Source organism: Pseudomonas sp. MWU12-3103b, assembly GCF_023100615.1.
GTDB lineage: Bacteria > Pseudomonadota > Gammaproteobacteria > Pseudomonadales > Pseudomonadaceae > Aquipseudomonas > Aquipseudomonas putida_A.
The window spans coordinates 124,954-144,409 of the sequence record NZ_JALMEY010000016.1 but is presented as its reverse complement, the minus strand read 5'-3'; the positions used below and the strand labels follow the sequence as shown (position 1 = coordinate 144,409).

20 protein-coding genes are annotated in these 19,456 nt (G+C 61.5%); 8 read left to right on the top strand and 12 right to left on the bottom strand.

The features are described 5' to 3' along the window. Window positions 1-349 precede the first annotated feature (349 nt). Window positions 350-1,309, top strand: coding sequence for a nucleoside-specific channel-forming protein Tsx (locus M0808_RS22890; protein ID WP_134785919.1), 960 nt, complete (start codon window positions 350-352; stop codon window positions 1,307-1,309). A gap of 15 nt (window positions 1,310-1,324) precedes the next feature. Beyond that, window positions 1,325-2,347: a purine nucleoside permease gene (locus M0808_RS22885; RefSeq protein WP_134785918.1), complete on the top strand. Its 1,023-nt coding sequence runs from the start codon at window positions 1,325-1,327 to the stop codon at window positions 2,345-2,347. A gap of 120 nt (window positions 2,348-2,467) precedes the next feature. Here M0808_RS22885 and M0808_RS22880 read toward each other — a convergent pair whose 3' ends face one another. The 3 genes from M0808_RS22880 to M0808_RS22870 all read right to left on the bottom strand — a co-directional run bounded on the left by M0808_RS22880 (window position 2,468) and on the right by M0808_RS22870 (window position 4,616). Beyond that, on the bottom strand, window positions 2,468-3,424 hold the full coding sequence (locus tag M0808_RS22880; protein ID WP_247842510.1) for a zinc-binding alcohol dehydrogenase family protein: 957 nt from the start codon (window positions 3,422-3,424) through the stop codon (window positions 2,468-2,470). A 29-nt stretch (window positions 3,425-3,453) separates the two neighbouring features. After that, entirely contained in the window at window positions 3,454-3,627 is a 174-nt protein-coding gene (locus M0808_RS22875) for a DUF1427 family protein (protein ID WP_007969534.1), read from the bottom strand. 212 nt (window positions 3,628-3,839) lie between these two features. After that, window positions 3,840-4,616, bottom strand: coding sequence for a helix-turn-helix transcriptional regulator (locus tag M0808_RS22870; protein WP_247842509.1), 777 nt, complete (start codon window positions 4,614-4,616; stop codon window positions 3,840-3,842). A 136-nt stretch (window positions 4,617-4,752) separates the two neighbouring features. Between M0808_RS22870 and M0808_RS22865 the strand changes: the two genes are divergently transcribed. After that, window positions 4,753-4,980: a DUF6555 family protein gene (locus M0808_RS22865; protein WP_027613849.1), complete on the top strand. Its 228-nt coding sequence runs from the start codon at window positions 4,753-4,755 to the stop codon at window positions 4,978-4,980. A gap of 40 nt (window positions 4,981-5,020) precedes the next feature. Then, a complete protein-coding gene (locus M0808_RS22860; RefSeq protein ID WP_247842508.1) occupies window positions 5,021-5,293 on the top strand; it encodes a hypothetical protein in 273 nt (90 codons plus the stop codon). A 22-nt stretch (window positions 5,294-5,315) separates the two neighbouring features. Here the strand turns inward: M0808_RS22860 and M0808_RS22855 are convergent, their stop codons facing one another. The 3 genes from M0808_RS22855 to M0808_RS22845 form a co-directional block, all read right to left on the bottom strand. After that, window positions 5,316-5,483, bottom strand: coding sequence for a metallothionein (locus tag M0808_RS22855; protein WP_081730276.1), 168 nt, complete (start codon window positions 5,481-5,483; stop codon window positions 5,316-5,318). Between the two features lie 959 nt (window positions 5,484-6,442). Further along, complete coding sequence (locus tag M0808_RS22850; RefSeq protein ID WP_095138734.1) at window positions 6,443-6,898, bottom strand: DMT family transporter; 456 nt, start codon at window positions 6,896-6,898, stop codon at window positions 6,443-6,445. Between the two features lie 4 nt (window positions 6,899-6,902). Next, window positions 6,903-7,388, bottom strand: a complete 486-nt coding sequence (locus M0808_RS22845) for a DMT family transporter (RefSeq protein ID WP_103369836.1) — start codon at window positions 7,386-7,388, stop codon at window positions 6,903-6,905. 113 nt (window positions 7,389-7,501) lie between these two features. Between M0808_RS22845 and M0808_RS22840 the strand changes: the two genes are divergently transcribed. Then, a complete protein-coding gene (locus M0808_RS22840; protein WP_139055733.1) occupies window positions 7,502-8,437 on the top strand; it encodes a LysR family transcriptional regulator in 936 nt (311 codons plus the stop codon). A gap of 217 nt (window positions 8,438-8,654) precedes the next feature. On the opposite strand, the gene M0808_RS22835 is transcribed toward M0808_RS22840, so the two are convergent. Both M0808_RS22835 and M0808_RS22830 read right to left on the bottom strand, forming a co-directional pair. Then, the gene (locus tag M0808_RS22835) at window positions 8,655-10,337 is read right to left on the bottom strand and encodes a methyl-accepting chemotaxis protein (protein WP_247842507.1); all 1,683 of its coding nucleotides are present in this window, start codon (window positions 10,335-10,337) and stop codon (window positions 8,655-8,657) included. A 196-nt stretch (window positions 10,338-10,533) separates the two neighbouring features. Next, complete coding sequence (locus M0808_RS22830) at window positions 10,534-11,850, bottom strand: Na+/H+ antiporter NhaC family protein (protein WP_247842506.1); 1,317 nt, start codon at window positions 11,848-11,850, stop codon at window positions 10,534-10,536. Between the two features lie 454 nt (window positions 11,851-12,304). Here M0808_RS22830 and M0808_RS22825 point away from each other — a divergent pair, with 454 nt between their 5' ends. After that, window positions 12,305-14,452, top strand: a complete 2,148-nt coding sequence (locus M0808_RS22825; RefSeq protein ID WP_096797135.1) for a methyl-accepting chemotaxis protein — start codon at window positions 12,305-12,307, stop codon at window positions 14,450-14,452. Window positions 14,453-14,653: 201 nt separating this feature from the next. On the opposite strand, the gene M0808_RS22820 is transcribed toward M0808_RS22825, so the two are convergent. From M0808_RS22820 to M0808_RS22805, 4 genes are read right to left on the bottom strand one after another with little or no spacing between them, the layout of a single operon-like run. Continuing rightward, window positions 14,654-15,967 (bottom strand): sensor histidine kinase, encoded by a 1,314-nt coding sequence (locus M0808_RS22820; protein ID WP_247842505.1) that lies wholly within the window; start codon window positions 15,965-15,967, stop codon window positions 14,654-14,656. Continuing rightward, window positions 15,964-16,632: a response regulator transcription factor gene (locus M0808_RS22815; protein ID WP_003223514.1), complete on the bottom strand. Its 669-nt coding sequence runs from the start codon at window positions 16,630-16,632 to the stop codon at window positions 15,964-15,966. The genes M0808_RS22820 and M0808_RS22815 overlap by 4 nt, the downstream gene beginning before the upstream one ends. A gap of 3 nt (window positions 16,633-16,635) precedes the next feature. After that, window positions 16,636-16,947 (bottom strand): PepSY domain-containing protein, encoded by a 312-nt coding sequence (locus M0808_RS22810; RefSeq protein WP_027613999.1) that lies wholly within the window; start codon window positions 16,945-16,947, stop codon window positions 16,636-16,638. After that, window positions 16,947-17,255, bottom strand: a complete 309-nt coding sequence (locus M0808_RS22805; RefSeq protein ID WP_027614000.1) for a PepSY domain-containing protein — start codon at window positions 17,253-17,255, stop codon at window positions 16,947-16,949. Before M0808_RS22805 ends, M0808_RS22810 begins: the two co-directional genes overlap by 1 nt. 261 nt (window positions 17,256-17,516) lie before the next feature. On the opposite strand from M0808_RS22805, the gene M0808_RS22800 reads away from it, so the two are divergent. Continuing rightward, window positions 17,517-18,596 carry a patatin-like phospholipase family protein gene (locus M0808_RS22800; protein WP_247842504.1) on the top strand — a complete coding sequence of 360 codons (1,080 nt, stop codon included), beginning with the start codon at window positions 17,517-17,519 and terminating at the stop codon, window positions 18,594-18,596. A 95-nt stretch (window positions 18,597-18,691) separates the two neighbouring features. Beyond that, on the top strand, window positions 18,692-19,048 hold the full coding sequence (gene queD / locus M0808_RS22795; RefSeq protein WP_007915588.1) for a 6-carboxytetrahydropterin synthase QueD: 357 nt from the start codon (window positions 18,692-18,694) through the stop codon (window positions 19,046-19,048). Window positions 19,049-19,456 lie beyond the last annotated feature (408 nt).

Here is a 19,456-nt window from a genome sequence, read left to right as displayed (position 1 = left end):
CTGACAAGCTAGTAGACGCCCCGCGATGGGGCACTGATTAAATGGTGTTAATACTTTAATACTAGGGCCGTCTAGAACGAGGGTTTCGGCCAGTAAACACTGGAGTCAACGGCAGCTGACTCCCCCTGTGGGAGCGGGCTTGCTCGCGAAAGCGGTGTATCTGAGAAGGATGTGTCACCTGACCCGACGCCTTCGCGAGCAAGCCCGCTCCCACAAGGGGAAATGGGTGTATCTGGAAAACTGGTACGCCTTGTGCAAACGTTTGCGACCTGCCTATAACGGCTTTTTCGTAACAAAACCGTACAGACCCGCAGAATCCGGGCCTCGATCCGCAAAAAAAGGACTTTGAATGCACGCTGCTTCCCGTCTTCGCGCCCCATTTGCGCGCACGTTTGCTGTTTCCCTGCTACTGACCGGCGTTACCGGAGTTCTCAGCCACAGCGCGTTGGCGCAACCGGCGCTGCCCGAAGAGTCCGCTCAGGGCGAGGCCCTCAGCCCGGAAGCTGCCCCGCCGAAAAAAGGCGCTTACCTGTCGGACTGGTACAACCAGGACCTGACGCTGATCGGCAGCAAGGACATCAGCTTCGGGCCGCAACCGGCCGACGACATTTATCTGGAATACGAGTACTTCGGGCGCAAGGGTCCGTTCGAGCTGTACGGCTACGTCGACATTCCGAAGATCTTCAACATCGGCAACAGCCACGACAAAGGCGTGTGGGATCACGGCTCACCGGTGTTCATGGAACACGAGCCGCGCATCTCCATCGACTACCTCGCCGGCCGCAGCCTGGCCATCGGCCCGTTCAAGGAATGGTACGTGGCGTTCGACTGGATCTACGATCACGGCAGCCGTAAAGAGAACCGCGCCAACACCCTGTACAGCGGTTTCGGCACCGACATCGACACCCATTCGCGGGTCAACCTGTCGGCCAACCTGTACGGGCGCTACCAGTGGGAAAACTATGGCGCGAGCAATGAGTATTCGTGGGACGGCTACCGCGCGCAGCTCAAGTACATCGTGCCCATCGACAAATTCAGCAACGGCGCGTCGCTGACCTACATCGGTTTCACCAACTTCGATTTCGGCTCGGACATTCACAAGGACAACCCGGCACGCACCGCCAATGCCACGGTGGCGACCAACGTGTTGCTGTATTCGTTCACCCACCTGCGCTTCACCCTGGTCGGCCGTTACTTCCATAACGGCGGCAACTGGGAGGACGGCAGCGAGCTGAACTTCGGCGACGGCAATTTCCGCGCGCGCTCCAACGGTTGGGGTTACTACGCCGGCATCGGCTACCAGTTCTGAAATCAGGAGATTCTCATGCAAGCAATGACGCGTCTGACCCTGGCCGCTGCGGCCCTGCTCTCTTCCACGGCGTGGGCGGCTGAAGCGCCGATCCAGCCGAAAGTCGTACTGATCACCATGTTCGCCCCCGAGGCGCAGAACTGGATCGAGCGCCTCGACCTAAAACAGGAAATCCGCGTACCGGGGCTGTCCGCCGAGTACCCGAGCATTCGCTGCAACAGCCAGCAGGTGTGTCTGCTGACCACCGGCATGGGCCAGACCAACGCTGCCGCCTCGACCTTGGCACTGGCGCTGTCGCCGAAATTCGACCTGCGCAAAAGCTACTTTCTGATCGCCGGGATCGCCGGCATCAGCCCGAAACACGGGACCATCGGCACTGCGGCGTGGGCGCATTACCTGGTGGAATTCGGTACCCAATGGGAACTGGATTCGCGCGATGTGCCGGCGAGCTGGCCGACTGGCTACCTGGGCATCAACACCAAGGGTCCGAACGAAAAGCCGCCGCTGGACTACAAGACCGAAGTCTTCGAACTCAACCCGACACTGCAGGCCAAAGCCTTCGCCCTGAGCCACAAGGTCGAACTGAGCGAGAGCAAGGAGTCGGCGGCGTGGCGCCGGAAATACCCCTCGGCCCCAGCCAATCAGCCGCCCGTGGTCACGCGCTGCGACACGCTCGCGGGCAACACCTGGTTCTCCGGTACACGCCTGAGCGAACGCGCCGAGGTCTGGACCAAACTGCTGACCGATAACAAGGGTGAATACTGCACCACACAACAGGAAGACAACTCCACCTATGAAGCGCTGCTGCGTGCCAGTCGCGAAGGTCTGGTGGATGTGCAGCGTCTGGCCGTGGTGCGTGCCGGCTCCGACTTCGACCGCCCTGCTCCGGGCGGCAGCGAAGTGGACAATCTGCTCAAGTACGCCGATCAGGGCGGCTTCGTGCCAGCGCTGGAAAACCTCTATCGCGCCGGCAACCCGCTGGTGCAGGACATTCTGAAACACTGGTCGGCGTGGGAAAACGGCGTTCCGCAATCCTGAGTACAACACGGTAAAAATGTGGGAGCGGGCTTGCTCGCGAATGCGGTGTATCAGCCAATACTTGCTTCGCTGACACACCGCTTTCGCGAGCAAGCCCGCTCCCACAGTTGTTTTGCGGTGTCAGGGAATCAGGATGACCTTGTCGCCACTGCCCTGATTCACCTGCGCGAAGCTGTCCACCCCCTCCGCCAATGGCACCTGCACCAACCCCTGCGGCAACGGCAACAGATCCTCATCAAAGAACCGCCCAAACTGCTCGAGCATCGCCGCACAGGCTTGCACGCCGTACAGCAGCGAGTTGATCCCGACCACCGAACCGCCCTTGCGGTACAACGCCAGCGCCGGCAACTGCACATGGCCGTCGACCGGTGCGGCGATGATCGCGATCCGCCCGAACGCTGCCAATGCCGCGACCGAGGCCGGCAGCCAGAAACCGGTGGTGTCGAAGATCACGTCGGCGCCGCCGCTGTACACCGCGTTGACCTGCGCGCCGAGGTCTTCGGGTTTATCAAGCTGAATCGTCGCATAGCCCTGCGCCTGCAACTCCTTGACCTGCTCCGGCCGCCGCGCTGCCGCGAGGATCTGCGCACCGCGCACCTTGGCCAACGCCAATGCCGCCGTGGCCACCGCGCCGCCACCGATCACCAGCAAACGGGTTTCAGCCGTCACCAAGCTACGCTCCAGCGCATCCCACGCCGTGGTGTACGGCACACCGAGGCTGGCCGCCTGGGCGAAACTCAAGTGCGACGGTTTGTGCGCCACACCATTGGCCGGCAGTTTGACGAACTGCGCGTGCGAGCCATCGGCGAAAAAGCCCAGCTCACGCCCGGTGCCCCAGACTTCCTGACCGAGCAACGCCTGCGGGCCTTCGACCACGACACCGGCAAAATCACGCCCGGGAATCCGTGGCAATGTGGTGTACGGAAATCGCCCGAGCACGTTCTTCACATCGCTGGGGTTCAGACCGGCAGCCTTGATCTCGACCAGCACTTCATCAGCGCCGGGCACCGGGGTCGGTACGTCGACGAAATGCAGGGAAGACAGATCGCCGGTTTTATCGAATTGCAGTGCTTTCATGAGGACATCCATCAAAGGGAAAAAGGAATTCAGGACAGCCAACCGGCGACCAGTTGCCGGCCCATCGGCCACAGCTGCTCACCCGCGAGCATGCCCAGCAGCCCCACCAGCGCGATGGCCGGAGGTGCCGGGGAACGAAAATCCAGCGCGCCATAGAGCAGGCCGACACCGAGACCGATGGCCAGCGAAATCAGGTAGTTCATGGAGGAAACTCCGCCGCGTGAAAGGAATGGGCAAAGTCTAGGGAAGGATCGGCAGAGGTGTCGGCCAAGGACTTCTGAATTTCGGCCAATTCCCCGCGTTCACTGTCGTCCCCTGTGGGAGCGGGCTTGCTCGCGAAGGCGGCGGGTCAGTCACTTTATGCTTCACAGACAAACCGCTTTCGCGAGCAAGCCCGCTCCCACAGGGATTGCGTTCAGGTGGCCGTAAATTGCGAAGGCGCCACGCCCAGCTCGCGCCGGAACATGTCACTGAAACTGCTCGGCGAATACCCCAGCTCCCGAGCAATCGCACTCACCGGCACGCCCTGAATCAACTCGGCCACCGCCGTCGCCAGTTGCACCTGCCGCCGCCATTCGGCGAAGCCCATGCCGAGGCTGTCCTTGAACAACCGCGCCAGCGTGCGCACACTCGCCCCGGCGTTTTCCGCGTGCTGTTCGAACGGAATGTCCAGCGACGGTGCCGCCATCACCGCCTGGCACATATTCATCAGGCGCCGGTCGGAATCGTCCGGCAGCGGGATCTTCAATTGTGAGCGCCGGGCACGCTTGAGCTCCAGCAACGCCAGCCCGACCAAGGCGTCGTAATAAGCCGGCTCACCGCTGTCGCCCTGCTCCACCAGCCCGACGATCAACTCACGCAACAGCCCACCGACCTCGATCACCTGCACCGTCGGATCCAGCGTTGCCGCCAGCACCGGGCGCAGGTAGATATTGCGCATTTGCAAGTCCGAGACCACGCGAATTCCATGCGGCACCCCGGGTGGCAACCACACCGCGCGCTGCGGCGGCACCACCAGTGCCTCATGCGGGGTTTCAACCCACATCACCCCGCTCATTGCATACAGCAACTGCCCCCAGACATGCTCGTGCGGCTCGATGAACAAACCACGCGGATAGGTACGCGCCAGCGGTTGCACCGGCACATCGGTATCCGTGAGATCGGGGGGTGCGGCGAGGGCCATGGCGAGCATTCATTGGGGTTGGCGGAAGGCGCATGGTAACCAGTCGGTCACAGCGTCGACAACGATAGATACCGTCGGACAATCCGAGTGAATTTTCCCGACGCGCCGCGATCCTTCTAATACCACAGGGAGGATTACGGGCTTTATGAACAACGCAAAACTGTTTGTCATCGATTACACCCTTCACGGCACGCCTAAGTCGTTCATTATCCGCTCGGACAGAATGGACAACGCCGAGGCGTGGCACTGGGCAAGCTGCGACGCCGGTGTGGGTCGCATCCCGCGTTTCGGCCGGGAAAAAGTGCAAAAGACCAGCAAACCGATGGCGGAGAAATTCGGCGTGGAAAACGTCACATGGCGACCGGCGAGCTAGACTCTCGTCAGGCGATGGGGACTCTTTGGGGGCGTACACAATGACCAGCATCTTCAGCCCGGCGCATCTGGATTACGGACTGGACACCCTGTTCGGACGTAGCACCAAAAGCGTGGACTGTCGGGTGGGTCTTGAGGCTGTCGAAGACGACCCGTATAGCTTCGCCCTGCGTGTGCCGGCGCCGTTACCGGAAGACCTCGACCAGGCTAAAACCGTGGTGGTCTGGGTTGAAGGCCGACGACTGCAAGGCACGGTGCGCCGTACCGAACGGCTGGATGATGAAAGCCTGAAACTGCAAGTGGAGCCTGATTAGGCTCCACTTTTTTTGCGCGCGGTTATTTGGGGTGGGCGCAATGGCAGCCTTTGCTTGAACACTCTTCACCGCCCTTGTGGTGGTGAGCGCAGGCTTCACAGCAATAGTGTTTGCCGTGCACGGCGTAGGCGTGGTCGCCTTCCTTGATCGTGCATTTGCAGTTGGGGCAGTCGCATTTTCTATCGGGCATGGGGGCAGACTCCTTTTTTTGGTGGTTGTCTGGGGCTTGCGAGGGCAAGCCGTAGAGAACAGTGTAGGAGCTGCCGAAGGCTGCGATCTTTTGATCTGGTTTTTTTCGGGAGTTGGGTGAATATCCGTTTCTTCGGGTGCTGCCGCTGGCGGTTTCGCTCTTACAGCGAGTCACCTTTTCCAAACGCCGAAAAGGTAACCCAAAAGGCTTTGCCCCGGCGTACGGCACTTCGCTTAGGCTCAGTGTTCCCTCGCTACGGTGTCCATCCGGGGGCATCGCCTCCGGTTTGCTTCGCTGCACCTCCTCTCGATGTATGCGGCTCCGCCGCATGGCGCTGCGCGCCTAACCCCCGGGTGAACACCTTCGCTCGGCCTGCCGAAGGGGCAAAAGATCAAAAGCCAAAGCCACATCAAAAGCCAGATCAAGAGCCCCTCACCCTAGCCCTCTCCCGGAGGGAGAGGGAACTGATCGCGGTGTTTGGGAGAGGTGCGCCGACGTGAAACACCCAGTCGAACTCAGGTTCTGAAAGGCTCAAAAATCGGCTCCCTCTCCCTCTCCCTCGGGAGAGGGCTGGGGTGAGGGGTAGATCCAACACAGAACACAAGCCGACCGCATGCTTTTCCACCACTCAACAGGATGAGCGCACGCTCGGCTGCAGCTTTTGATCTTGATCCACGGGCGACGTCGGAAGGCTGAGTGGAGGGATTCATCCGGGGGTGGGAGCGCAGCGACCGTTTGGCGCAGCCAAACACAGCGAGAGGAGGTGCAGCGAAGCAAACCGGAGGCGCTGCGCCCGGATGGAGCCCGGAGCGAAGGGACCCCGAGCCCCAGCGAGCGGGCCGAACGTAGGAGCAAGCGTTTTTTTGCTTACTTTTTTTAGGCGTTTGTAAAAAAAGTGAGTCGCCGTAAGGGCGAAACCCTAAGTGGCCGTTACCGCAGCAACGGATATACACCCAATCTCAATCAGAACGACGAACACTGCTCCGATACATAAAAACCAAAGCCAACCCCAGACACACCATCGCCAACACCCGCGAGGACGAAAGCTCGATCGCCGGATTCCCCAGCCAGCCAAAATTATCGATCAACATCCCCATCCCAAGTTGGCCAACAATCACCGCAACAGTCGCCACCGCAGTCCCCACAACAGGCACCGCGCCAACCATGACCATCATGTAAACCACGCCAAACAGCGCCCCGCAGACCTGCCACTTCGGCACATCAAGCAAACTCACCGCATGCGCCGGTTCAAAAAACACAATCAACAATCCGGTGACCACAGCCCCGACGAAAAACGTCAGCAAACTGCTGCGCAACACTCCGACGCTTTCACCGAGGCGCCCATTGATCGCCGCCTGCACACTCAACACCGCGCCAGCCAACACCACCACTGCCAACAAAATAACCAGACTCATATTCTCAACCCCGCGCAATCAGAACCAGTGCCACCACAATCAACACCAATGCCAGCCAGCGCTCGGCATTGACCTTCTTGCGCGTCGCGCCGAACCAGCCGAAATGGTCGATCAGCACACTCTTGCCGACCTGCCCGGACAAAATCGCGATCATCGTCATCGCGATCCCGATATGCGGCGTCGCCAGGGTCAGCACCACCACGTACATCGGCCCGAGAAAGCCGCCGATCAATTGCCAACGCGGCAGATCAGTCAGCGCCGGGCCTTTCTGCGGGCCGGCGAACAACAGCAGCAAAAACAGAATCGCCGAACCCACGCCGAAGATGCTCAAGGTCGCCCACAGATGCCCGACCTGCTCCCCCAGCGGCCCCAGTAACCCGGCCTCCACCGACAGGCCCATGCCGGCCAGAATCACCAGCGGCAGCAGCAACAGGCGCAACCACGACCGGGTCGCCGGCGCCGGCACACTCACTTCATCCAAAGTCTGCATCATCCAAAACCCACGCAAGTAAACGATGGCGCGGATTATCGGCTGGCGTAGCTGTGCGATAAATGGGAGCATCCGGACAACACTTTTGCGCAACGCGCACAGCAGGACGATCCATGCACGGGCTGAACGAACTAGGATTCAAGGCGCTGAGGCTGTTTGTGGCGGTGCTCGACCACGGCAGTTTTTCCGAAGTCGCCCGCCGCGAGGGCGTGGCGCCCTCTTCGATTTCACGGCAGATCCAGTTGATGGAGCAGGCGCTGAACCAGCAATTGCTCTACCGCCACACCCGCGCCGTGACGCCGACCGAGGCCGGGCGCATGCTCGGCCACCATGCGCGGCTGGTGCTGGTGCAACTGGAAGAGGCCGAGCAGGCGTTGCAGGAGCAGCAAAGCGAACCCACCGGGCTGGTGCGGATCAACGCGCCGGTGGTGTTCGGCCAACGGCATCTGACGCCGTGGCTCGGTCAGTTGTGCGCGCGCTATCCGAAGCTGCAACTGGACATCCAGCAGACTGACCATTACGTCGACCCGTTGCAGGAAGGCGCCGACCTGCTGTTTCGCATCGGCCCGATGCACGACTCGAGCATGCAGGCGCGGATTCTGGCGCCGCACCGCTTTCAGGTCGCGGCCAGCCCGACTTATCTGAAGCGCCACGGCACACCGCAACATCCCGACGAACTCGCGCAACACCAGTGCCTGGCCTACAAAGGTGCGACCGGTCAGCAACGCTGGTTTTTCCGTCAGGATCAGGACGACTGGACGCCTTACTCGGTCAAAGGCCCGATCACTGGCAACCACGCCGACACCCTCACCCAGGCCGCCGAGCAAGGCCTGGGGCTGGTGATGTTTCCGTCATGGCTGATTGGTGAGGCGGTGCGCGAAGGCACGCTGGTGCCGGTGTTGCGCGAGTATCAGGTGTCGAACAGCCTGGAGCCGCAGCAGATCGCAGTGCTGTGGCCGGGGAGTCGAAGGTTGTCGGTGAAGGTGCGGACGGTGATTGATTTCTTTGTTGAGTGCTTCGGCGAAGTGCCGTACTGGGACAGACCTTGAAGCTGAAAATCAAAAGCCCCTCACCCTAGCCCTCTCCCAGAGGGAGAGGGGACTGATCGGGGGATAGTCAAGAGATACGCTGACATGAGCGATCGGCTTTGAATCCATAATCGACTGGTTTTTTCAGGTCGATGTATGACGCGAGACGCTGCGGTCGGTTCCCTCTCCCCCCGGGAGAGGGCTAGGTTGAGGGCCCGCTTGAGGATTCACACAATTATCAGATGCGGAACTGGCCCACCAGTTTGCCCAATCGCTGGCCAAGGTCGGCCAGACTGCGCGAAGTCTGCGCGCCCAACTGGGTCTCATCCGCCACACTGTCCACCGCCACCGCGATCTGATGCACGCTGCGGTTGATCTCTTCGGCCACTGCCGTTTGTTCCTCGGCAGCACTGGCGATCTGCGCGTTCATCGAGTTGATCGTCGCGATCAGGTCAGCCATGGCATCCAGCGACGCCCCGGCCTGATTAGCCTGCGCCGAAGTACCATCGCCCGCTTCACTGGAACGGCGCATCGCCTCGACCGCCGACTGCGTGCCGGCCTGCAGGCGATCGATCATGCCCTGAATTTCCTGAGTGCTGATCTGCGTGCGGCTGGCCAGTGCCCGCACTTCGTCCGCCACCACTGCAAAGCCGCGCCCGGCCTCCCCGGCACGCGCTGCTTCAATCGCCGCGTTCAGCGCCAGCAGGTTGGTCTGCTCGGCAATCGAGCGGATCACCCCGAGCACGCCGACAATCGACGACACGTCCTGCTGCAGGCTGTCGAGCGACACGCCGCTGCTGCGAATGTCATCCACCAGCGCATGAATCTGTTTGATGCTGCCGGCCACCACGCGTTTGGCGCTCTGGCCTTCTTCATCGGTCTGCTGCGCGGCGACCGCTGCGTTCTGCGCGCTCTTGGCGACTTCCTGGGCGGCGGCGGACATTTCGTTGATCGCCGTGGCAACCTGATCGGTTTCGTGACGCTGACGCTCCATGGCCTGATCGGAACGCTGGGCCTGATCCGACACCTGGGTCACCAGGCCGGTGAGTTGCGTGGTCATCTCGGTGATCTGCCGCACCAGGCCGTGGATCTTGTCGACGAAACGGTTGAACGAGCCGGCCAGTTCGCCGAGTTCGTCCTGGCTGGTGATGTTCAACCGGCGCGTAAGATCGCCCTCGCCCGCCGCGATGTCGTCGAGGTTGGCTTTCATCAGGTTCAACGGCCGCAGAATGGTGTTGGCCAACAGCATCCCCGCGATGGCAATCACCAACAGCACCAGCACCGCCACGCCGACGATACTGAGGATCACGCCTTGCATGCGCTCCTGCACTTGCGCCTCGACCACTGCCACTTGCGCTTCAATGCCGTCGAGGTTGACCGAGGTACCGACCGCCATATCCCACTTCGCCAGGTACTCGGTGTAGCCGAGTTTCGGCACCAGCACGCTGGCATTGCCCGGCAGCGGTGAGCTGTATTGCAGATAGTGGGTGCCGTCCTTCGCCACTTTCACCAGGCCGAGGTTGACGTAGACGCCATTCGGATCGCGGTTGTCCTTGAAGCTTTTGCCCACGCCTTCGGGGTCGTTGGCCTTGAACAGGCGCACGGTCTCGGAGTCGTAGCCGAAGAAGTAGCCGTCCTTGCCGTAGCGGATGCCCGACAGCAGCTTGATCGCCTGCGCCCGCGCCGCGTTGTCACCGGGGGCGGCTGCGTCGTACAGCGGTTTGATCGTGGTCATGGCCACGGCGACGTAACTTTGCAGTGTAGCCTTGGCATCGGCGAGCAAGCGCTCGCGGGTCTGTTCGACCTCGGTGTGCGCCTGCTGCTGGAGGATGAATAGCGTGGTCAGGCTGATGACCAGCGCAAAGAGCAGCACCGGCAGGACGGCAAGGGACAGGACTTTGGCCTTGAGACTCAAGCGCATTGGGGGGCTCACTCTTTTGGTTTTATTGGCGTGGTTAAAGGCGTTAACGGCACGCGAAAGCAAAAGTTGAGCGGGGGATTCACCGCATTCCCCTGTGGGAGCGGGCTTGCTCGCGAAGGCGTCGTGTCAGTCAACATTTATGTTTCTGATACACCGCTTTCGCGAGCAAGCCCGCTCCCACAGAGGATTGGCGGGTTTAGAGGACCATCGCGGCCACCCAACCGAACGCCAGCAGCGGCAGGTTGTAGTGCAGGAAGGTCGGGACCACGGTGTCCCAGATGTGGTGATGCTGGCCATCGACATTCAGACCGGAGGTCGGGCCCAGCGTCGAGTCCGAGGCCGGCGAGCCGGCGTCACCCAAGGCCCCGGCGGTACCAACGATGCACACGATCGCTAGCGGGCTGAAGCCCAGTTGCACGCATAGCGGCACGAAAATCGCCGCCAGAATCGGCACGGTGGAGAACGACGAACCGATGCCCATGGTCACCAACAGCCCGACTAGCAACATCAACAGCGCGCCGATGCCCTTGCTGTGATTGATCCACGACGCCGACGATTCGACCAGGGTCTGCACTTCTCCGGTAGCCTTCATCACTTCGGCGAACCCGGACGCGGCGATCATGATGAAGCCGATCATCGCCATCATTTTCATGCCTTCGGTGAACAGGTCATCGGTGTCGCGCCACTTGACGATGCCGGACACCGAAAAGATCAGAAAACCGACCAGCGCCCCGATAATCATCGAGTCCAGCAGCAGTTGCACAATGAACGCCGCCGCAATCGCCACACCGGCGATCATCAGGCTCAGCGGGTTGTACTGCACCGCCACTTGCTCGACCTGTTCGATCTTCGCCAGGTCGTACACGCGTTTCTTGCGGTAACTGATGAACGCCATCGCCAGGCCGAACACCATGCCCAGCGCCGGAATGCCCATGGCGTGGGTGACGTTGATGCCACTGATGTCGACGCCACTGCGCGCGACGTTGGCCAGCAGGATTTCGTTGAGGAAGATGTTGCCGAAGCCTACCGGCAGGAACATGTACGGGGTGATCAGGCCGAAGGTCATGACGCAGGCAATCAACCGGCGATCCAGCTGCAACTTGGTCAGTACATAGAGCAGCGGCGGCACCAGCAGCGGGATGAACGCAATGTGGATCGGCAGGATGTTCTGCGAGGCAATCGCCACCACCCACAGCAGGCCGATCAGCAGCCACTTGACGCTGCCGCCGCCGGTGGAATGCTGACGATCGACCATCGCCAGGGCCTTGTCGGCCAGCGCATGGGCCAGGCCGGACTTGGCAATCGCAACGGCGAAAGCGCCGAGCAACGCGTAGGACAACGCCACCGTCGCCCCGCCACCCAGGCCGCTGTTGAACGCCTTGAGCGTGGCGTCGATGCCCAGACCACCGGTCAGGCCACCGACCAGCGCACCGACGATCAGGGCGATCACCACGTGCACACGGGACAGGCTGAGGATCAGCATGACGCCGACCGCAGCAATCACTGCATTCATTTCACTACCTCAAAAACACTGCGATGAAATATCACCGCCAGACAGGATGAGTCCGCCAACGGTTAACCGGCGGATTTGCAAAGAGGGTCTTATTAGAAGGGCGCGCACTGTGCCGCAGAGTGGCGGCGGTGTCAAAGCGAGCGGCTGAACTGAAATGTAACTGGCAATGCAGAACCCTGCGGTAAGGAGATCAATGTAACGGGCAATGGAGAACCGTGTGGCGAGGGGATTTATCCCCGATCGGCTGCGCAGCAGTCGCCAAACCTGACTATGCAATTTCTCTGAACGATTGTGAGGGCGGCTTCGCCCCCCCATCGGGGATAAATCCCCTCACCACAGGTATCTGATCGCCAGCATGCGGCAATTGGTCATATTGCGCTTGAACAATAAAGAAAGCCGAAACGCGGCCGTTACAGTGCAAAGTCTCAGATATTTATCGAATAAGGACGTCTCCATGTCGCTCAGACAACTTTCCATTCAATGGAAAATCACCCTGCTCGCCGGCCTGTGCCTGGCGGGCATCGTGACCCTGCTGGTGGGTCTTTCGCTGTATCGCATGGAGCACAGCTCCGAGCTGGTGAAAGCTTCGAGCATGGAGATGCTGACCGAGTCGGCCCAGGCGCGCATCGAATCGCAGGGTGAGGTGCAGGCTGCCGGGATTCGTCAGCAGTTCATGGACGCCTATCAATACGGTCACGGTTTCTCGCGGCAGGTGCTGTTTTTGCGCGAGCAGGCGGAGAAGCGCTTCCTCGATGCCTTCGACCTGCGCGAAGACATGACCCGTCAGGTCAAGTCCGCGCTGCAAGCCAACCCGGATCTGCTCGGTCTGTCGCTGGTGTTCGAAGCCAACGCGCTGGATGGCAAGGATGAACTGTTCGCCGGTCAGGCCGAGCTGGGCAGCAACGACAAGGGCCGCTTCGCCCTGTACTGGTCACAGCCAACTCCCGGCAAAGTCACCTCGATGGCCCTGCCGGAAAGCGACATGGCCGACACCAGCACCGGCCCCAGCGGTCAGGCCGCCAACGCCTGGTTCACCTGCCCGCGCACCACGCTCAAGCCGTGCGTGATCGAGCCGTACTTCTATGTGATCGACGGCCAGAACGTGCTGATGACCAGCATCGTCTTCCCGCTGATGGTCAACGGTAAAGTCATCGCCTCGCTGTCGGTGGACATCAACCTCAACAGCCTGCAAGCGATCAGCCAGGGCGCGAGCAAAAAGCTCTACGACGGCCAGACTGCCGTGAGCATCATCAGCCCCACCGGTCTGCTCGCCGGCTACAGCCCGGACGCCAGCAAACTGAGCAAGCGCCTGGATGCCGTGGATACCGTCAGCGGCGCCGAACTGCTGCGTCAACTCGCCGCCAGCAGCAGCGTCAGCAGCCTGCACAGCAACGGCCAGTTGAAAGTGCTGTCGCCGTTCCAGCCGATCCCCGGCGGCCCGTCGTGGGGCGTGTTGCTCGACGTGCCGGAAAAGGTGCTGGTCAGCCGCGCCGAAGCGCTCAAGCAGCAACTGGATGCGAGCAACAACTCCGGCACCCTGATCGAGCTGAGCCTCGGCGTGCTGGCGGCATTGGTCGGCCTGCTGCTGGTGTGGCTGATGGCGCGCAGTGTGACCAAGCCGATTCTTGGCGTGGCCCACATGCTTGAAGACATTGCCAGTGGTGAAGGTGATCTGACCCGCCGTCTGGCGTATGACAAGAAAGATGAACTCGGTCAACTGGCCGGCTGGTTCAACAAGTTCCTCGACAAGCTGCAGCCGATCATCGCCGAGGTGAAACGCTCGGTGCAGGATGCGCGCAACACCGCCGACCAGTCCTCGGCCATCGCCACCCAGACCAGCGCCGGCATGGAGCAGCAATACCGTCAGGTCGATCAGGTCGCCACTGCCTCCCACGAAATGAGCGCCACCGCGCAGGACGTTGCACGCAGCGCCGCGCAAGCCGCCGAAGCGGCGAAGGACGCCGACCGCGCCACCCGTCAGGGCCTGACCGTGATCGACCGCACCACCGCGAGCATCGACACGCTCGCCGCCGACATGAGCGCGGCGATGGTTCAGGTCGAAGGCTTGGCTGCCAACAGCGAGAAGATCGGCACCGTGCTGGAAACCATCCGCGCCATCGCCGAACAGACCAACCTGCTGGCGCTCAACGCGGCGATCGAGGCCGCTCGCGCCGGTGAAGCCGGGCGCGGTTTTGCCGTGGTCGCCGACGAAGTGCGCAACCTTGCCCGCCGCACGCAGGAGTCGGTGGAAGAAACCCGTCAGGTCATCGAGCAATTGCAGACCGGTACCCAGGATGTGGTCGGGTCGATGGGCAACAGCCATCGTCAGGCTCAGGGCAGTGTCGAACAGGTCGGGCAAGCGGTGACCGCACTGCGCCAGATCGGCGATGCAGTGACGGTGATCAGCGACATGAATCTTCAGATCGCCAGCGCGGCGGAAGAACAGAGCGCGGTGGCCGAGGAGATCAACAACAACGTCGCGACCATTCGTGACGTGACCGAATCGCTGTCCGGACAGGCCAATGAGTCGGCGCGGGTGAGCCAGTCGCTGAACAGCCTGGCGAATCAACAGCAGAGTCTGATGGATCAGTTCCGGGTCTGATTCGAAGATGGTTGGGGTGTCAGTGGGCTTTCCCCCTCACCCCAGCCCTCTCCCCCAAGGGGCGAGGGGGAAAGGGAGCCGATATCCGTAGACTTCAAGGCTGAAGTTCGGCGCGATATCTCAGGTCGGTGTAGCTCGAAAAAACATCTCGGTCAGTCCCCTCTCCCCCGGGAGAGGGTTAGGGTGAGGGGCTTCCAGGACTCACCGCCGAGGCAACTCGATCACCACCTTCAACCCGCCCCACTCACTCTCGCCCAACACCAGCAACCCGCCCCACGTCTCGACGATATCACGCACAATTCCCAGCCCCAGGCCATGCCCGTCAGTCTGCTCATCGAGCCGCGTGCCACGGCTGAACACCTGAGTGCGTTGCTCTTCAGGAATTCCCGGGCCGTCATCTTCAACGCTCAGGGCGTAACCGTCAGTACGTTCGATCACACTCAGACGCACCTCGGCGTCCGCCCATTTGCAGGCGTTGTCCAGCAAGTTGCCGAGCAGTTCCAGCAAGTCCTCGCGGTCCCACGGCAGTTGCAGCCCCGGCGGCGCGACGTAACTCAACGCCAGATGCTCGCCGTGGATCATGTTCAGCGTTGCCAGCAATCCCGGCAGTTCCGCATCGCAATCAAACAGCGCACCCGGCAGCGCATCACCGGATAACCGTGCGCGATTGAGTTCACGATTGAGCCGCTGCTGCACCTGCTCCAGTTGCTCCTTGAGGATTCGGCGCAGCTCCGGGTGGGCATCGAGTTTTTCGCTCGACGCCAGACTCAAAAGCACCGCCAACGGCGTTTTCAGCGCATGCCCCAGATTGCCCAGCGCATTGCGTGAACGCTTGAGGCTGTCCTCGGTGTGCGCGAGCAAATGGTTGATCTGCGCCACTAGCGGCTCCAGCTCCACCGGCACCTGATCGTCCAGTTGCGAGCGCTGGCCCTGCTGCAACTGGGCGATCTGCTCGCGCGCCCGTTCCAGCGGTTTCAACGCGCGGCGCACCGTCAGCCGTTGCAGCAGCAGAATCAGCAGCAAACCGGCCAGGCCCAGCCCGAGGCCGATCTGGCGCATGCGCTGGAAACTCTCGCGCACCGGGGTGTAATCCTGGGCGACGCTGATCGAGATCGACTGCCCCAGACGTCGATAGTCCGAGCGCAATACCAGCAACTGCTGACCGTCCGGGCCCAGTTGCAGGTTGCTGTGCAAACCCGGGTGCTCCAGCAGCGGCAGATCCTGATCCCACAGCGAACGCGAGCGCCAGTGGCTGTCGGCAAAATCGATGCGGAAGTAATGCCCGGAAAACGGTCGCTGATAGGCCGGCGACAGATGCCGCTCATCCAGTTGCAAACCTTGCGGGCCACGCACCAGCGCGACCAGCAGGCTTTCGCTGTCGTTGCGCAGTCCGGCTTCGAGATAGCGCTGCAAACCGACTTCGAACAACCACAGACTGGTTTGCGCCAACACCAGGCCGACGATCACCATCACGCTGATCAAGCCCAGGCTCAAGCGGCGCTGGATCGACCTCACGAAGCTTGCCCGCCGAACAGGTAACCCTGGCCGCGACGGGTTTCGATCACCGCTTTACCCAGCTTGCGCCGCAGGTGGTTGACGTGAACTTCGAGGACGTTGGAATCACGCTCGGTTTCGCCGTCGTAGAGGTGCTCGGCGAGGTGGGTTTTCGACAGGATCTGTTCCGGGTGCAGCATGAAATAACGCAGCAGACGGAATTCGGCGGCAGTCAGCTGAATCTCGCTGCCGTCGCGGATCACGCACTGGCGACCTTCATCCAGATGCAGGCCGGCCGCCTTGAGCGTCGGCTGATTGGCCTGGCCCTTGGAGCGACGCAGCAAGGACTGCACCCGCAAATGCAGCTCTTCGGGATGGAACGGTTTGGTCAGGTAATCGTCGGCGCCGGCCTTCAGGCCTTCGATGCGCTCGGCCCAGGAATCGCGGGCGGTGAGGATCAGCACCGGGGTCGACAGGCCACCGGCACGCCATTGCGCCAGCACCTCCAGCCCGGGAACGCCGGGCAGACCGAGGTCGAGAATGATCAGGTCATAGGGCTCGCTGCTACCCTGATAGACCGCATCGCGTCCGTCCGCCAGCCAGTCCACCGCGTAGCCTTGGCGCTGCAGGCCGGCGATCAGTTCGTCGGCGAGCGGCACGTGGTCTTCCACCAGAAGCAAACGCATCGGTCAATCTTCCTTGTCTTTGAGTAATTGGCCGGTATCGGCTTTCAGGTGCAGCTCGCGCGCCACGCCCTCGACCGTCAGCAGCTCGACTTCATAAACATAGACGTCGTGCTTTTCCTCCAGCTCGACCTCCAGCAGTTTGGCCCCCGGATAGCGATCCAGCGCCTGTTGCAGCACCTGCTCCAGCGGCAGGATCACGCCCTGCTGACGCAGCTTCAGCGCTTCGTCCTGATCGAGGTCGCGGGCCATCGCCGCCGAGCAAACAATCACAAGCGCCAACGCCGTGCGGCTGGTGGCGCGAACATTAACCTTCATTACGTATCCTGATGATCCTTGAGAACCTGCCCAGTGACCGCGTCTAATTCCAGATCCCACTCCAGCCCTTGCGGATCACGCATTTCGACCTGGTAGACGTACTTGCCGTACTCCTCTTCCAGCTCGGTTTCGGTGATGGTCGAGCCCGGGTGTCTGGCCAGCGCCGTGGCGTTGAGCTTCTCGAAGGAGACGATAGTACCAGCGTCGCGCAGGCGCAGGGCTTCATCGGGGCCAAGATCGCGGGCGTGGGCGAGGCTGGCGGTCAGGCCGATGATCGAGGCAATGGACAGGGCAGTCAGGGTTTTCATGGGTGTCTCCGTATTTTTATGTGCAGCTACGGTCGGCACCATAGCGGTGCGAACTTAACTGAAACTGAATTGCCATCATTGCGCCTGACACCAACCTCATTTGCAGATTCATGCAAAACCCTGTGGGAGCGGGCTTGCTCGCGAAGGCGGCTGGTCAGCAATAATGATGGCGACTGACACACCGCTTTCGCGAGCAAGCCCGCTCCCACAGGGTCAAGTAGTGCGCCTATAATCCAAAGCTTGCTAACGATCGAGACCGGTATGACTGCCATCCACATCAAGTTCCCTGCCCTTACCCTCAAGGCCGGCCCTCGGGCCATGGCGCGCATTCGTGCCCAAGGCCTGAACGCCGCTGACGTCGGCACCCTGCCCGGTGCGGCCGGCGGGCCGAAGGCATTGGGGATTCAGGGGCTGGACCTGGCGTTGTTCGGTGAGTGGCTGCCGAGCGCGCCGCGCGAACGCTCGCTGATCGGTGCATCGGTCGGTTCCTGGCGCTTCGCCAGCGCCTGCCTGCCGGACGCCGCTGAAGGCATCCGCCGCCTCGGTCAGTTGTACGCCGAGCAGAATTTCAACAAAGGCGTGACCATGGCCGAGATCAGCCAGAGCTCGCAGCGCATGCTCAATGACCTGCTCGACGGCCGCGACGCCAGCATCCTCAACAATGCCGACTACCGCCTGAACATCATGGTGGTGAAAAGCCACGGACGCCTGGCCGACGATCATCGTGGCCGCCTCGGTCTGGCGCTGGGCTCGGTGATTGCCGATAACCTGCGCGGGCGGGCGCGGCTGTCGCGGCACTTCGAACGCCTGATCATTCACGACCCGCGCCTCGCCCCGCCGGTGAATGCGCTGAATGACTTTCCGTCGCGCTTCGTCGCCCTCGACGCCGGCAATCTGCGCCAGGCGCTGCTGGCCTCGGGATCGATCCCGATGGTCATGGAAGGCGTGCGCGACCTGCCGGGCGCCGGTGCCGGCACGTTCCGCGACGGCGGCCTGCTCGACTATCACCTCGACCTGCCCTACAGCGGCGACGGCATCGTGCTCTATCCACACTTCACCGACCGGGTGATTCCGGGCTGGTTCGACAAGACCCTGCCGTGGCGCCGTGCCTCGGTGGAGCGCTTGCAGGACGTGCTGTTGCTCGCACCATCGAAGGAATATCTGGCGCGCCTGCCCTACGGCAAACTGCCGGATCGTAACGACTTCAAGCGCTTCATGGGTGATGCGCCGAGCCGCCAAAAGTATTGGCACGCGGCGATGGACGAGAGCCGCCGACTGGGCGACGAGTTTCTCGAACTGGTGGCCAACGGTCGCCTCGCCGAGCGCTTGCTGACCCTTTAGTCAGTGTTTTCCCGCATCGCCAAACACAAGCTGGTAAACTCGCCGCCTGCCCGAATCGCTGCGGCGAACGCCACCTGAACAGAGCCGAAAATACTGTGGAAATCTTCAAGGAATTTACTTTCGAATCCGCCCACCGCCTGCCGCACGTCCCGGACGGCCACAAGTGCGGACGCCTGCACGGTCACTCGTTCAAAGTGGCGCTGCACCTGAGCGGCGACCTCGATCCGCACACCGGCTGGATCCGCGACTTCTCCGAGATCAAGGCGATTTTCAAGCCGTTGTACGAGCGTCTGGACCACAACTACCTGAACGACATTCCCGGTCTGGAAAACCCGACCAGCGAAGTCCTGGCCAAATTCATCTGGAATGAAATGAAGCCCCTGCTGCCGGAACTCAGCGCGATCCGCATTCACGAGACCTGCACCAGCGGTTGCATTTATCGCGGTGAGTGATTCAACACAATCCCCCCTGTAGGAGTGAGCCTGCTCGCGATAGCGGTTTGTCAGACACATTGATTTCAGATGTGCCGATGCCATCGCGAGCAGGCTCACTCCTACAAAGGATTGGTGTTTTGTCAGGAAAATAGAGAACAGCCCCCGAGGCTGTTTTTTTATGCCTGTGCTTTTTGGCTTCCCGCGACATCCCCGACCTCTGACCCCCACACAGTTCAAAACAGTGGGAGCGGGCTTGCTCGCGAAAGCCGTGTATCAGTCGCCATCTGCATTGGCTGACCGGGCGCATTCGCGAGCAAGCCCGCTCCCACATTGGGCCTGTGTGTGTTCTGGTGCACTGCTTTCGCGCCGAAATCCCTGACTCGGCTATACATAATCCGCATAACGGTATTTGGCACGACCACTGCA

Bases quoted from the DNA above. Each gene is read 5' to 3' on its own strand.
- M0808_RS22865 (WP_027613849.1), top strand. From the start codon at position 4,753: ATGAACAACGCAAAACTGTTTGTCATCGATTACACCCTTCACGGCACG.
- M0808_RS22875 (WP_007969534.1), bottom strand. From the start codon at position 3,627: ATGAACTACCTGATTTCGCTGGCCATCGGTCTCGGTGTCGGCCTGCTC.
- M0808_RS22800 (WP_247842504.1), top strand. From the start codon at position 17,517: ATGACTGCCATCCACATCAAGTTCCCTGCCCTTACCCTCAAGGCCGGC.
- M0808_RS22810 (WP_027613999.1), bottom strand. From the start codon at position 16,947: ATGAAGGTTAATGTTCGCGCCACCAGCCGCACGGCGTTGGCGCTTGTG.
- M0808_RS22830 (WP_247842506.1), bottom strand. From the start codon at position 11,850: ATGAATGCAGTGATTGCTGCGGTCGGCGTCATGCTGATCCTCAGCCTG.
- M0808_RS22845 (WP_103369836.1), bottom strand. From the start codon at position 7,388: ATGCAGACTTTGGATGAAGTGAGTGTGCCGGCGCCGGCGACCCGGTCG.
- M0808_RS22805 (WP_027614000.1), bottom strand. From the start codon at position 17,255: ATGAAAACCCTGACTGCCCTGTCCATTGCCTCGATCATCGGCCTGACC.
- M0808_RS22880 (WP_247842510.1), bottom strand. From the start codon at position 3,424: ATGAAAGCACTGCAATTCGATAAAACCGGCGATCTGTCTTCCCTGCAT.
- M0808_RS22870 (WP_247842509.1), bottom strand. From the start codon at position 4,616: ATGCTCGCCATGGCCCTCGCCGCACCCCCCGATCTCACGGATACCGAT.
- M0808_RS22890 (WP_134785919.1), top strand. From the start codon at position 350: ATGCACGCTGCTTCCCGTCTTCGCGCCCCATTTGCGCGCACGTTTGCT.
- M0808_RS22855 (WP_081730276.1), bottom strand. From the start codon at position 5,483: ATGCCCGATAGAAAATGCGACTGCCCCAACTGCAAATGCACGATCAAG.
- M0808_RS22885 (WP_134785918.1), top strand. From the start codon at position 1,325: ATGCAAGCAATGACGCGTCTGACCCTGGCCGCTGCGGCCCTGCTCTCT.
- M0808_RS22840 (WP_139055733.1), top strand. From the start codon at position 7,502: ATGCACGGGCTGAACGAACTAGGATTCAAGGCGCTGAGGCTGTTTGTG.
- M0808_RS22850 (WP_095138734.1), bottom strand. From the start codon at position 6,898: ATGAGTCTGGTTATTTTGTTGGCAGTGGTGGTGTTGGCTGGCGCGGTG.
- M0808_RS22860 (WP_247842508.1), top strand. From the start codon at position 5,021: ATGACCAGCATCTTCAGCCCGGCGCATCTGGATTACGGACTGGACACC.
- M0808_RS22825 (WP_096797135.1), top strand. From the start codon at position 12,305: ATGTCGCTCAGACAACTTTCCATTCAATGGAAAATCACCCTGCTCGCC.
- M0808_RS22815 (WP_003223514.1), bottom strand. From the start codon at position 16,632: ATGCGTTTGCTTCTGGTGGAAGACCACGTGCCGCTCGCCGACGAACTG.
- M0808_RS22835 (WP_247842507.1), bottom strand. From the start codon at position 10,337: ATGCGCTTGAGTCTCAAGGCCAAAGTCCTGTCCCTTGCCGTCCTGCCG.